Annotated in this window: 11 protein-coding genes; 4 read left to right on the top strand and 7 right to left on the bottom strand. The window is 56.9% G+C overall.

Features of this window, described 5'->3' with window-relative positions; genetic code table 11:
- Positions 1-247 precede the first annotated feature (247 nt).
- Both HK20_RS08610 and HK20_RS08605 read right to left on the bottom strand, forming a co-directional pair.
- Positions 248-964: a Crp/Fnr family transcriptional regulator gene (locus HK20_RS08610; RefSeq protein ID WP_233129143.1), complete on the bottom strand. Its 717-nt coding sequence runs from the start codon at positions 962-964 to the stop codon at positions 248-250.
- Between the two features lie 54 nt (positions 965-1018).
- Positions 1019-1495, bottom strand: coding sequence for a hypothetical protein (locus HK20_RS08605; protein ID WP_086646650.1), 477 nt, complete (start codon positions 1493-1495; stop codon positions 1019-1021).
- A gap of 150 nt (positions 1496-1645) precedes the next feature.
- Between HK20_RS08605 and HK20_RS08600 the strand changes: the two genes are divergently transcribed.
- From HK20_RS08600 to HK20_RS08590, 3 genes are all read left to right on the top strand, one after another.
- On the top strand, positions 1646-2047 hold the full coding sequence (locus HK20_RS08600; protein WP_086646649.1) for a group III truncated hemoglobin: 402 nt from the start codon (positions 1646-1648) through the stop codon (positions 2045-2047).
- 28 nt (positions 2048-2075) lie between these two features.
- Positions 2076-2375, top strand: a complete 300-nt coding sequence (locus tag HK20_RS08595; RefSeq protein WP_086646648.1) for a DUF1971 domain-containing protein — start codon at positions 2076-2078, stop codon at positions 2373-2375.
- A gap of 301 nt (positions 2376-2676) precedes the next feature.
- Complete coding sequence (locus HK20_RS08590) at positions 2677-7344, top strand: autotransporter domain-containing protein (protein WP_086646647.1); 4668 nt, start codon at positions 2677-2679, stop codon at positions 7342-7344.
- A 61-nt stretch (positions 7345-7405) separates the two neighbouring features.
- Here the strand turns inward: HK20_RS08590 and HK20_RS08585 are convergent, their stop codons facing one another.
- Complete coding sequence (locus tag HK20_RS08585) at positions 7406-7918, bottom strand: hypothetical protein (protein WP_086646646.1); 513 nt, start codon at positions 7916-7918, stop codon at positions 7406-7408.
- Between the two features lie 122 nt (positions 7919-8040).
- Positions 8041-9156 (bottom strand): class I SAM-dependent RNA methyltransferase, encoded by a 1116-nt coding sequence (locus tag HK20_RS08580; RefSeq protein WP_086646645.1) that lies wholly within the window; start codon positions 9154-9156, stop codon positions 8041-8043.
- 144 nt (positions 9157-9300) lie between these two features.
- On the opposite strand from HK20_RS08580, the gene HK20_RS08575 reads away from it, so the two are divergent.
- On the top strand, positions 9301-9771 hold the full coding sequence (locus tag HK20_RS08575) for a cytochrome c (protein WP_086646644.1): 471 nt from the start codon (positions 9301-9303) through the stop codon (positions 9769-9771).
- Positions 9772-9879: 108 nt separating this feature from the next.
- Here the strand turns inward: HK20_RS08575 and HK20_RS08570 are convergent, their stop codons facing one another.
- From HK20_RS08570 to HK20_RS08560, 3 genes are all read right to left on the bottom strand, one after another.
- Positions 9880-10641, bottom strand: a complete 762-nt coding sequence (locus HK20_RS08570) for an SDR family oxidoreductase (RefSeq protein WP_086646643.1) — start codon at positions 10639-10641, stop codon at positions 9880-9882.
- A 167-nt stretch (positions 10642-10808) separates the two neighbouring features.
- On the bottom strand, positions 10809-12218 hold the full coding sequence (locus HK20_RS08565; RefSeq protein ID WP_086646685.1) for a deoxyribodipyrimidine photo-lyase: 1410 nt from the start codon (positions 12216-12218) through the stop codon (positions 10809-10811).
- Positions 12219-12249: 31 nt separating this feature from the next.
- Positions 12250-12837, bottom strand: coding sequence for a hypothetical protein (locus tag HK20_RS08560; RefSeq protein WP_086646642.1), 588 nt, complete (start codon positions 12835-12837; stop codon positions 12250-12252).
- Positions 12838-12911 lie beyond the last annotated feature (74 nt).

Below are 12911 nucleotides of genomic sequence, written 5' to 3'. Positions count from 1 at the left end.
GGGCAAGAAGGCCATCATTGGCCCCCAATGTAGATATCATCATGACCTTATGGATCGAATGCCAGCGTTGACATTTACCAGATCTGACCCAAGGATGACGGCATATCATTCCGATGTCAAAATGTTTCTGTGCGCGGGCTACATCCTGGCAGGATGCTGTTTGTTTTTTGCCACACAGGCCGCGCAAGGTGCCAAGCCATGCAGCAGCAAGACACTCTGCAAAGAGTGCAGTCCATTCAAAATGTTTTTAAAGAAGCCCGCCCTGAGCAATTCTGCGCAGCTTATTGGCATCACGCACAACCAGCATCTGGCGGGAGCGGGCCAAAAGCCCCACTTTCTCCCACGCGGCCAGCTGGCGGCTGGCGGTATAGAGCGTTGTGCCCGCCAGCTCCGCCACATCCCTGCGGCGCAGGGGAATACAAATCTCACAAGCCCCGGCCTGCATGGCGCCACTCTGCTCAACCAGCATAAGCAGGGCATGGGCAATGCGCTGCTCTGCGCTCTGGGTTGCCATTTCACGCAGGCGGTTTTGAACATTGGCAAGCCGCTGCCCGACCATGCCGATAATGTTGATCGCAATTTGCGGGGAGTTCATAGTCAACGCCATAAAGTCCGCTTTTGACCAGCTTGCAATATGCGAGGGCATCACTGTTTCAGCGTCCGCCGGGTAATACCCTTCGGTAAACAGTGCGACGGTGCCAAACATCTCCCCCGGTGCAATCATGCGCATGAGTGCCTGCGCGCCATCGCTCCCGATCTGGCGGATACGCACCGCCCCCACAAGCACCGCATAGGCCCGTTGCGCCACCGCTCCCTGCGTGAACACACCAGCCCCACCGGGCAGAACATCAACCCGCGCCAAAGACGCAACATGCGCTGCCACTTCGGGCGGCAACCCCTTTACCAGACCCAATGTGCATATGGCCCTGACCGTATTCTGCGAAGGCGTTTTTTGCTCAGACATGCCATGACCCATACACCCCTTATGCCGCGCAGGGTATTCATGCCACGCATACAATCAGACCGGCGACCAGCCATGGCTACCCGCCACCGCACCAAAAACGGTTACCAGACCCAGCACCAGCAGAACAATATGCGCGCGATGCAAGGCGGCAAAAGCGGCATCCGGATCACGCTTTGCCCAGACATTAAAGCGCCGGTGGAGAACAAGAGGCTCCGCAATAAACAGAACAATGGCAAACACCAACCACAACCCCACCATGGCGTGCATCCACCAAAAACCGGGTTCAGCAAAACGTGCCCAGAGGTCCATTTTCATGACCATAAAAAGCCCGCTCAGCCCGACCAGAACCACAGCACCGCGCGCCTGCCACACAAAACGACGCTCAAAAGCTTGAAAAGCCGCAAGCCTGTCCGCCCCGAACACACCACAGCGCAGGGCAGGCAAAGCCGCTGTTGTCGCCATGGAGACCCCGCCAATCCAGATCACAACCCCGATCACGTGCAGTGCCCGGGCAATTGCCAGTTCGTTCATCCATCCCTCCTTGGGAAGATTGCCATATTTGCCTGTCTCACCGTATTTCTAGTGCGTTGGGGGCGTGCCGGGTTTGCGCTGGCGCAACCTTTCTGCCAGTCGCATCAGATAGACTGTACTCAACATCAGGCTGTTAAGGAGGTTCATATTATGAGCAGGCTGCCACTAAACGAGGACGGACTGGCAACACTTGTAGACGCCTTTTACACACGTGTGCGCGCGGACCCCGAGCTTGGCCCCATTTTTGAAGATGCTGTGACCAACTGGCCTGAGCACCTGCAAACGCTCACGGCTTTCTGGTCTTCCGTCATGCTGGGTACCGGGCGTTACAAAGGCCAGCCAGTGCCCGTGCATATGCAGCACCGTGACCGGATTACGCCAGAACTGTTTGATCGATGGCTGGCACTATGGGGTGAGACCACCTCCACACACATGCCAGCAGATGTGGCCGCTGTTCTACAGGACAAGGCAGCCAACATTGCCAGAAGCTTGCAGCTTGCTCTCTCTTTTTACGCCAAACGGGCTATGCCCAGGCACAACACAGCACCTTGAGGCGCTGTTCCTCGGAAAAGTGATACCCATGACCGAAGTCCTGCCCTATCGCTCCACGCCCGTATTCGATCAGGACACGCTACCTGCTGCCTTGCGCACGCGCCATAATACCAAGGCGGGTGTGTGGGGCGTGATCCGTGTGCTTGAAGGGGAGTTGAAGCTCACTTATCTGGCCCCTCCATCTGAACTTCTGCTGACACCCGCCACCCCCGGCCTGATCGAGCCGCAGCAGCCTCATTTTGTAACCCCCATGGGCAAGGTGGCGATGAGGGTGGATTTTTACGATCAGCCCCCTCCCCCTTCCGCGTTCTCTGCCCCCCAGTCCTGAACAGGTGTGAGCAGGTTTTTCCCATACCAACGCGGACAATCCTCCCGCGCGGCAACCCGGCCAAAATGGCGCTCCATGCAACAGAGGACCGGCCCACTGCATAGGAAAAGCGGCTCTCCCCGCCCTGAATAAACATAATTTTTGTAAATAAAAATCAAACAAATGTTGTTTTTTGCAGGATAAATAACGCCGTTAAGAAAATAATATCAAATATAGATAGAGAAAGATTAGAATATTATTAATTAATTATTATTAAGGTTTCCTCCGGACATTTCTATTAAGCCCGTCAGGAGACAGCCGCATGTTGGGAAAATGCCTTACAATTTTCCGCAAACCACACGTTAACGGGCTTAAGGTTTATCTTTTTACCACGTCCCTTTTTGTTTCTGTTCCCGCTTTCGCAGCCAGCAGTGCAACGGATTATACCGTTGCTGCGGGCTCGAATTACTCGGTCAGCAATAGCCAGAATATAAACCTGACCAACAATGGCAGCACATTCATCAACTCATCGGGGAGAATTGCCGGCACCACAACCAATAATGGGATGTTAAATAATTCAGGAACGCTCAACAATACAACCAACAGCGGAACATTCTACCTGACCAGAGGAACAACCGGCAGTATTGTCAACCTTGCCTCCGGGTCCATCCGCGCCACATTTGGCACAATGGGGGACGTGAACAATTACGGCAGCATGACGCTCTCAGCCGCAGAAACCTTGAATGTTATCAACCAGCAGGATGCAACATTCTCAAACCTATCCGGCACCATAAACGGGAGTTTTGAGAATTCAGGCACGGCCAAACTCTCCGCCACCGCAGTACAGGGGGGGCTGACAAACCACGCATCGGGCACCTTTACAACCAATAGCATTATAGGGAGTGACGTAAGCAATTCGGGCATACTCAACCTGAATGGCAGCGCCATGGTTCAGGGCAATGTTGTCAGCGATGGCGGCACGGTCACACTTTCGGGTATGGGCGTTTATGTGCTGGGCACGCTGGAGGCCAACGGGGGCACATTCAATGTTATCAATGGCGCGGTAAACGCCCTTTCCGGCACGGCAAATGGCACCCTGACCGGCACCCTGATCATCAACCGTGCGGGCAACGCGCTCTATTCCGGCGTTATGTCCGGGCCGGGTGGCATATCGCTCTCTGGCGGGGTTCAGTCCTTTTCAGGGCAGAATACATATACGGGGATGACCGCAGTCAGCGCCAATGCTGCCCTGAATCTATCCGGGTCAATCGCTGGCAGCCTGACCAACAATTCGAGTGCGGCCAACCCCACCATTATTACCAGCACCGGCAAGGTTTTTGGGAATGTGCTCAACATTGGGCAGCTTACCGTTAACGGGACCATTGGCGGGCTGGTGAACAACTCCAACACGGGGGTTATTCAGGCCGCCAGCAATGCGGTTTTTGAACAGTCCCTTATAAACTCCGGCACGGCCACACTCAGCAGTTCCTCCGTTATCAAAGGCAATGTAACAGACACCACCGGCTCCACCTTTAACCTGACCGGGTCCTCCCAGGTTCTGGGGGACGTTAACAATGCCGGGACGGCAAACATCAATACCAATGCAACAGTTGTTGGAAACTTCACAAACTCGACAGTCCTGAACATGGATGCCGCAACCATACAGGGTGCCCTTTCCAACATTGGGGTCATGACCATTCAGAACAACTCCCATGTTGGAAGCGTGGAAAACAAAAGTGGCACGGCAACTTTTTCCGACAGCACAATAGCGGGTGCCGCGGTCAATGATTCCGGCGGCACACTCACACTCAATGCTGGCACTGTGGACAGTGTTGTTAACGCAGGCACGCTGTTACTCGCCAAAAATAATACGGTCCTGCACAACACAACCAACACCTCCGGCACCCTGACACTGGATGGAAACACCATAAACGGGCAGCTTCTGGCCAATGGCGGCACTTTTGATGTCACGGCAAACGGCGCAAGCATTGGGTCTTTAAGTGGTTCGGCCAACGGCACTCTGGACGGGCTGCTTACACTGGCCACGGCAGACAACACCTACTCCGGCACGCTCTCCGGCACTGGGGGGGTGAGCGTAAGCGCATCCGGGACGCAGGTTTTTAGTGGCAATAATGCCTATACCGGCACCACCCAGATCACATCGGGCATTCTTGCCATCAATGGTGACCAGAGCACAGCCACCGGGGATACACTGGTAAACGCCACAGCTACTTTATCTGGCACCGGCACACTGGGGGGGAATACCGTCATACAAAGTGGGGGCACCCTGACCCCGGGTGATGTAACCAGCCATGTTGGCATCCTGAGCATGGCACAGAACCTGACACTGGCGAGTGGATCATCCCAGAACTTTTATCTGGGGCAGACCAATGTTGCTGGTGGCGCCTATAACTCGCTGGTTGCCGTGCAGGGGGACCTCACCCTTGGCGGCACGCTCAGCATTACGCCCAATACCGCCGGGCCAAACGTAAACAATAACAGTCTGGACCCCGGCCTTTACCGTTTGTACACATACGGTGGCACATTAAGTGGTGCCGCAGACCAGACACTGGCCCCAACAAGCGTTGCCCCCGGTGCTACGGCATCCTTGCAGACATCCATTGATCATCAGGTCAATCTGGTTATCAATTACGGCAACCTGACGTTCTGGGATGGTGGAAGCACCACCAACCGGAGCAACAACACGGTAGATGGCGGTTCCGGCACATGGGACGCCCAGACCGGCACCAATGACCTGAACTGGACCGACAAAACAGGCCAGACCAACGGGCCGTGGGTTAATGGCCAGTTTGTTGTTTATGCCGGCAATGCCGGAACGGTAACCGTGCAGGACACGTATAACGGCGTTACAAACAATGTTGTCGCCAGTGGCATGCAGTTTGCCAATAATGATGGCAAAATATACACGGTAACCGGGGATAATATTTACGCAAACAGCGCGTCCACTCTTATCCGTGTGGGCGATGGCACCACGGCTGGGGCCTCCATTACCGCCATACTAGATACGGTGCTGAATGACCAACTGGTTTCTGGCGGTACATCTCTGGTAAAAACGGATCTGGGAACCCTGATTATTACCAAGGACCAGACCTATCAGGGAGCAACATCCATTAACGGCGGTGTATTGCAACTGGGTAATGGAGGCACGTCCGGTGCCCTTGCCGCTGGCACTGCCATCCACAATAACGGCGTGCTGGCCATAAACCACAGTGGCACCTTTACACTGGCGCAAAGTATTGATGGCACTGGTGGTCTGGCACAAAATGGTGCAGGTACAACCGTGCTGAGCGCAAACAGCACCTACACGGGGACCACCACCGTAACACAAGGCACGCTGGAGGTGGATGGGTCCATTACCTCTTCATCCGTTGATGTCAGCAATGGTGGCACCTTAAGCGGGTCTGGCTCCGTGGGGGATACCGTTATTGGTTCTGGTGGCACCCTTGCCACCCCCGATGTGCAAAACAGTGTTCGGGTGGCAGGCAATTTGCAAACCGCGCAGAACTCCACACTCGCCCTTCAGGGCACGGACCAGCTTTCGGGCAAGGTCATGAATCTTCAGGGTACGCAGTACCAGCAGTTGCAGTCCAACACACTCAGCGTTGCGGGCAGTGCTGCCCTTTCTGGCACTGTTGTTCTGAATGTTACGCCTGTAACCTCGTTAAAACTGAATGAATATTATACCATTCTCACAACAGGCAGCGGATTTTTGCAAAAAACCTACTCCCTGCAAACCAACCTGAGCAGCCCTTACACATTTATCTCACCATCGCTGTATTATAACGGGAATGATCTGGACGTGCTTATGGCACGCAACAGTCTGAGCTTTGCCTCTGTCACCAATACCCGCAACGAGCGCGAAACCGCACAGATGCTGGACCGCGTGCCCCAGAGCAGCGCCATTGTGGGGGCTATGGAGCACCTGAATGCCGCACAGGCCCGCCGAAGCATGAACACGCTTTCGGGCGAGGTGCATGCCTCGGCCCGTACCGCACTTGTGCAGGACAGCTTTCTGGTACGTCAGGCTGCCATGGAGCGGCTGGATACAGCAGACTGCAACAAAGGCTATGTGGACGATACCCTGCACACGGCATCGCTCAAAACCGGCCGCAAGGATGAAGGCTGCCTGAGCGAACAGACCGTCTTGTGGGGGCAGGCTTACGGCAGCCTTGGCCATAATGGGGGCGATGGCAATGCCGCAGCCCTGCACCATTCCACCACCGGTTTTATCATGGGGGTAGATACGCCCATACTCAACAACACATGGCGCATTGGCAGCATGCTCAGCTATGGCCGCACCATGTTTGATGTAGGGAGTGGGCGTGGCTCATCCGGCCATGGCAACACGGTAAGCCTTGGGGGGTATGCAGGCACACATTGGGGTGCACTTACCCTTAAACTGGGTGCTGCCTATACGTGGAATATGCTGAGCCTACAACGCAATGTTGCTTTTCCCGGTTATGCGGACCGCCTTTCAAGCAGTTATCTTGGGGGCACCGCACAGGGGTTTGGTGAGCTGGGTTACCGCCTTTACATGGGCCGGAGCATAGCCGAACCTTTTGCCAATGTGGCGTATGTCAACCTGCACACCAATGGCTACCATGAACATGGCGGGGCAGCAGCCCTGCGGGGGGCCGGAATGGATACGGGGGTTACGTTTTCCACCTTTGGGGTCAAGGCTTCTTCCAGCTTTCATGCCGGCCGGCTGCTGTTAATCCCACATGGCTCGGTGGCGTACCGGCACGCATTCGGGCTGACAACACCCACAACCCATATGCTGTTTGCCGCAGGAGGCAGTGGCAGCATGGATATTGCAGGCACACCCCTCTCAACCGATGCAGTGGTGCTGGATACGGGGCTGAGCGCCAGACTGAGCGATCGCATAAAAATCGGTCTTTCCTATACCGGTCAGTATGGCGCGCAATCGGTGGAAAGTGGTGTAAAGGCCAGCATGTTGCTGAAGTTCTAGGCTATGCCCCACCAGACTTATAAAACTGGCAGAACCTGCAATGTTTTTTCAGGTTCTGTGCCTAAAGGTGCAAGCGCATATGGGTGCGCAGGTCATTGCACCGTTTGGCATACTGGGATGCCTTGGATGCGGTGAAGTAATTGATCAAAAACGCACCCAGCAGGGAGCCGAACGAAATGACGGTCAGCAGTTCCCCTGTAAACAGGATGGGAGCATCATAGTGCAGGGCGGAATACCACAGCAGGCCTATGCTCAACACCGCGCCACAAAACCCGAGCACGCCGGTTGATTTGAGCAAGGAATCCTCAATACTCTCAAATGCCGATGTCTCCCGCCACAAGTCAAACAGCTTGCGGTCCACATCATCCACAGCGGCGGTGTGTTCCTTTATTTCAACCTCCGTGCGTTTGTGAGGGTTTTTGCGGTGAATATCGAGTTCCTGCCGGGCCTTGGCAAACACACGCCGCCGCTCCTTGATGGCGGGCAGGCTGATGTCCACAAAGCTGAGAATAGCCACGTTAAGACCGGCCGATAACTGCACAACGGCCTGAAAATCGCCCCATGTCACGCTCATTTTTTTGGCACCTCACCCCTGGCTCACCTGCTGATCGGGCTTCCTTTTATAAAGCAGGATGGGGGAAATAAAGGGGGCGTGCAGGCATGCCCGTCATGCCCGCCCCCATACCACACAATCCTCTATGGCAGCGGTGCGGTCTGGTACAACGAAACACGCAGCCCCCCATGGGGCACGGGGGCTTCGGGCGGCAAAAATGGCAGGCCGGTGCCATGGGCAAGCTTTGCCTCGGTCGTGACAATAGCCACACGCCAGCCCGAAAAATGCGCCAGCATGGTCTGCCCAAACGCACTGTAAAGGGGGAGCAGGCTCTGCTTGTCGCCTATGCGGGTGCCATAGGGTGGGTTGGCAATAACCAGCCCCGCAGGCCCTGGTGGTGGCCGCAGGGCGCTGATTGTGGTCTGGGCAAAGGTTGCATAGTCCTGCACGCCTGCGCGTTCAGCGTTGGCGCGGCTCATGGTTATGGCGCCTGCATCCCGGTCGCTCCCATAAAAATGGACCAAAGGTGTGCGTTCGCTTTTAACCGCGCGCATCTGCTGCCATGCCTGCGCATCAAAGGTCGCCAGTTGTTCAAACGCAAAATGGCGCGCCCGGCCGGGGTTAAGGCGGGCGGCAATTTCGGCGGCCTCAATCACAAACGTACCCGAGCCACACATGGGGTCCAGCACTGGCTCCTGCCCATTATAGCCACACTGGCGCAGGAACAGGGCCGCCATTGTCTCCCGCAGGGGGGCGCGGTTAATCGCCTGTTTGTAGCCGCGCCTGTGCAGCAGATCGCCCGATGTATCCACGCTTATGGTGCAGAGATTCTGCTCAATACGCGCACGCACCAGCACTGGTGCGTCATCCGCCTGTGTGGCGCCCAGCGTCTGGGCAATGGCTTTGCCTATGCGCTCGGCCGCAGCACCGGCATGGTACACGCGCGAGCCTGCACAGCTTGCCTCCACCCGGAAGGGTACATCGGGGCGCAGAACGTCCTGCCACGCAACCTGCCGCGCGCGCCGGTCGAGCTGGGACAGGTGCACAACGGGAAAAGACGCTATACGCGCCAGAACCCGGCTGGTCCCACGCACCCACAGGTTTGCGCGCCAGACCTCCGGCCACCCACCGCGGATAACAACCCCGCCGGGCACGGCCACGGGCTGTTTGAACCCTTTAAGCCGCACCTCCGCGCACAACACGGATTCCAGCCCCGGCACGGTGGCCAAAAAGATCTCAAAGTCCTTGTCTTTCGTCATGACGCCTGAATGACAGGAAGCCAGCCCAACGGCAACTTTATCCTTGCGCGCCCCATATGCGGATCTGTGCGCAGGGGGGAGTTGAGATACGGCCAAAGCCGTGTATAATTGTTGCGAAATCGAACGATTAAGCAGGAGTTTTTCATGAAAAAAACCATTCTGGCTGTGCTTGCAGCAACTGCGGGCCTGTCCGGCCTTGCAGGGAACGCACACGCAGCAGCCGATGGTGCGCAACTGTTCGCAACACACTGCGCCATGTGCCACCAGAGCACCGGCAGCGGCGTGCCCGGGCAGTTCCCTCCGCTTAAAGGCCGTATCAACCAGATTGCAGCCACCCCCGAAGGCAAAACCTACGTTATTCACGTACTGCTCAACGGTCTGGCAGGCAGCCTGAAGGCTGGCGGCATGTCCTATATGGGTTACATGCCCTCGATGGCCGCCATGTCGGATGATGATATTGCAGCACTGCTGAGCTACGTTTCCGCCCTGTCGGGCGATGCTTCCGCCCCGGCCTTTACTGCGGACGAAATCAAGAGCGCGCGTGCAACCCCACTCCAGCCCGGCCAGATTCTGGAAGAGCGCAACACGCTTAACGCAGCCCACCCGCTGCCATAAGCCCCTGCCCCATTACGGGCAGACCATAAAAAAAGCCTCCCGCACAGTGCTGCGGGAGGCTTTTTTGTTACCCCCAGTCCCTTGAAAGGCCGGGGGTAACAAAATGACTTACTGGGCCGTGTAGCCGCCATCAATTACCAGTTCACTCCCGGTCATGAACTTGGATTCGTCAGACGCCAGATACAGAATGCCGTAGGCAATATCGTCCGGTTCACCCAGATGGCCAAGCGGATGCAGGTCCACCAGCTTCTGGCGTGCTTCTGCGGCATCCTTGGTCAGCCCCTGCACCATGGGGGTCCAGATATAGCCCGGATGCACGGAATTGACCCGAATCTTGTAGCCCGACTTGGCACAGTGCAATGCGGCAGATTTGGTAAACAGGCGCACGCCGCCCTTGCTGGCGTTATAGGCTGCAAGGGTAGGGTCCCCCACCAGCCCTTCAATGGAGGACAGGTTGATAATGGACCCGCCCCCTGCTTTTTTCATGGCTTCAACCGCATACTTGGTGCCCAGAAACACGCTGTTGAGGTTGATGGACTGCACACGCTGCCAGTCTTCCAAACTCGTGCTTTCCACCGTGCCATTATAGGCAATACCGGCATTGTTGACCGCAACATCCAGCTTGCCAAATGTCTGCTCCGCCAGATTTACGGCGTTCTGCCAGTCTGCTTCCTGCGTAACGTTGAGTTTGACAAACAGGGCCTCGCCCCCTGCAGCCTTGATTTCGGCTACCGTGTTGTGTCCGGCTTCTTCCTGCAAATCAGCCACGACAACCTTGGCACCTTCCTTGGCCAGCAGAATTGCGGTGGCCTTGCCAATACCGTTGGCGGCCCCTGTAACAATGGCGACTTTTCCTGCTACGCGGGTCATGTATCTGCTCCGTGGTTTGTTCTGTCCTGTAATTACAAACGCAAACCGAAGCCTTTGGCCTTGATGCCCGTCAAAAAAATTGTTTTCTTCACCATATTTTCAAAAAAATCAGTTCTTTACCCCGCATTGTCGGGTCATATCCGGCGTAAAGGCTGCACGGGCTTAACTCATGCCTCGTTTTTCTGCGCTTTCCATGCTGCCAGTGCCCGTGCGCGCGCTACGCCGTGGTCCACAATGGGGCTGGGGTAGCCAGTCGGCTGCAACAGAGTTGCCTGCCATGGGGTATGAATATCGGGGCCACGCAGCCCCGCCAGTTCGGGCACCCAGGTACGGATATACGCGCCATCGGGGTCGAATTTCTGCGATTGCAGGATGGGGTTCATAATCCGGAAAAAAGGTGCGGATTCCACCCCGGTTCCAGCATTCCACTGCCAGTTCATGGGGTTGCTTGCGGGGTCATAATCCACCAGCGTATGGGCAAACCAGCGTTCGCCCTCGCGCCAGTCAATCAGCAGGTGTTTGACCAGAAAAGACGCCACAACCATCCGCACCCGGTTGTGCATAAGACCCGTCTGCCAGAGCTGGCGCATGCCCGCATCAACCAGCGGATAACCCGTGCGCCCCTTTTGCCAGCGCGCAAGCCCCTTGGGGTCCACCCGCCATGGCATTGTATCAAACTCGGGCCTGAGGTTGCGCGTGCTCATATCCGGGTGTTCCCACAACAAGGACCACGCAAACTCCCGCCACCCGATTTCGGAGAGGAACTTACTCCCTCCATCCTGCGCGCCTGCCGCCGCCACGGCGTGCCAGATCTGTGCGGGTGTTATCTGGCCCGTGCGCAAGAAGGGAGAAAGCTCGGACGTTGCATCCCTGCTGGGAAAATCCCTGTCCTGCGCATAGTTTTGCAGGGCATGGGCAATAAAGTCATGCAACTGGGCGTGTGCGTCCTGCTCGGCAAAAGCGTGGTAGGGCCGCATGGCCTCGGCCCAGCCCGGCAGGTTCTGCACCGCGGCATCGGGCAAGATCTGTGCATCTGGCAAAGCCAGACATGGGGCAAACGCCATACTTGGGGGAACCGGCAAGGGGGCCGGGTAATGGGCCGTAGCACTGGCCGCACGCCAGAATGCACCAAAGACCTGAAAAGGCTGCCCGGCCTTGCTCCGCACGGTCCATGGCTCATGCAGCAGGCTGCCCGGCGTGCTGTGCACTGCCACACCCATCTGTTTAAGCTGGGCCTTGAGCCGGGTATCCATAGCCTTATCCGCCGGGTCGTAGCGACGGTTCCAGAACACCTGCTTACACCCGCCTTCACGCACCAGTTCGGGCAGAATCTGCTCGGCCTGCCCCGTAAACAGGTGCAGGCGGCCGCCATATGCGCGCAAGGCGTGGTCCAGCGCCTGCACACTCTGGGCCTGCCACCAGTCCAGCGCGGTTGTGCAGGCCTGACCAGCAGGGCGTATAAACACGCACCACAGGGGCTGGCCGCTCCGCACGGCGTTGGTCAGGGCAAGGTTGTCGGCCAGTCGCAGGTCATCGCGGAACCAGACCACAACGGGGGATGGGCTGGTTTTATCCATACCGGCACCTGTTACGCGCATGGTGGCCGCGTTAGTTCACCGGACCATCGGACAGACGCACAAGCACCTTGACCGGGTTGCCGTTGTCATCTGGTCCTACGTAAAAATCGCGCCATGTGTTGCGCGTAAAGATCCATGTTTTGGAGAGGTTAACCCCAAGAGAGCTGCTTTTGCATGGCGGGCTGCCATCCCCCGGCTGGCTGTTGGCGCACTGGGCGGCACTCCCCCCCTTGGTGGGCAGGTACACGTTGGTTTCCAGCGTAGCTGTGCGGCCGTTCAGGCGGACTGTGCCCTCCACCCCGACTTTTTTGCTGACCTCCAGCGGCGCTCCCCCCTGCGGCGGTGCGCCCTGCACCACTACATCGGAAAAATTGGCCGGGTTGACCGAACACACTTCAGACGCAGCGGTGCTGATGGTGTGTTCCACGTCATTGACGGTCACCACCACATGCACATCAATAATGTAAACCGGGCCGGACACACACAATGTGCTCTCGCCATCATTGGCGGCATAGGGCGAACGGGGCACGGACGCCGCCCGTGCTGTGGCAGCAGGCACAAACGCAGCGACTGACGCAATAAACAGGCAGGATGCCACAACAAAAAGTTTCTGCTTCATCACCACTGCCGCACCCTTTATCCACCGTTTGTAAAAAAGCTGTCCTGAATACCACGCGCAATCTGGCATGAATG

It is taken from the genome of Acetobacter sp. DsW_54, assembly GCF_002153575.1.
Classification (GTDB): Bacteria; Pseudomonadota; Alphaproteobacteria; order Acetobacterales; family Acetobacteraceae; genus Acetobacter; species Acetobacter fabarum.
Note: the sequence above shows the minus strand (reverse complement) of the source record. Positions and strands in the feature narration are given on the sequence as shown.

Coding starts and splice junctions, on each gene's coding strand:
- HK20_RS08610 (WP_233129143.1), bottom strand. CDS start 964: ATGTCTGAGCAAAAAACGCCTTCGCAGAATACGGTCAGGGCCATATGC.
- HK20_RS08605 (WP_086646650.1), bottom strand. CDS start 1,495: ATGAACGAACTGGCAATTGCCCGGGCACTGCACGTGATCGGGGTTGTG.
- HK20_RS08600 (WP_086646649.1), top strand. CDS start 1,646: ATGAGCAGGCTGCCACTAAACGAGGACGGACTGGCAACACTTGTAGAC.
- HK20_RS08595 (WP_086646648.1), top strand. CDS start 2,076: ATGACCGAAGTCCTGCCCTATCGCTCCACGCCCGTATTCGATCAGGAC.
- HK20_RS08590 (WP_086646647.1), top strand. CDS start 2,677: ATGTTGGGAAAATGCCTTACAATTTTCCGCAAACCACACGTTAACGGG.
- HK20_RS08585 (WP_086646646.1), bottom strand. CDS start 7,918: ATGAGCGTGACATGGGGCGATTTTCAGGCCGTTGTGCAGTTATCGGCC.
- HK20_RS08580 (WP_086646645.1), bottom strand. CDS start 9,156: ATGACGAAAGACAAGGACTTTGAGATCTTTTTGGCCACCGTGCCGGGG.
- HK20_RS08575 (WP_086646644.1), top strand. CDS start 9,301: ATGAAAAAAACCATTCTGGCTGTGCTTGCAGCAACTGCGGGCCTGTCC.
- HK20_RS08570 (WP_086646643.1), bottom strand. CDS start 10,641: ATGACCCGCGTAGCAGGAAAAGTCGCCATTGTTACAGGGGCCGCCAAC.
- HK20_RS08565 (WP_086646685.1), bottom strand. CDS start 12,218: ATGGATAAAACCAGCCCATCCCCCGTTGTGGTCTGGTTCCGCGATGAC.
- HK20_RS08560 (WP_086646642.1), bottom strand. CDS start 12,837: ATGAAGCAGAAACTTTTTGTTGTGGCATCCTGCCTGTTTATTGCGTCA.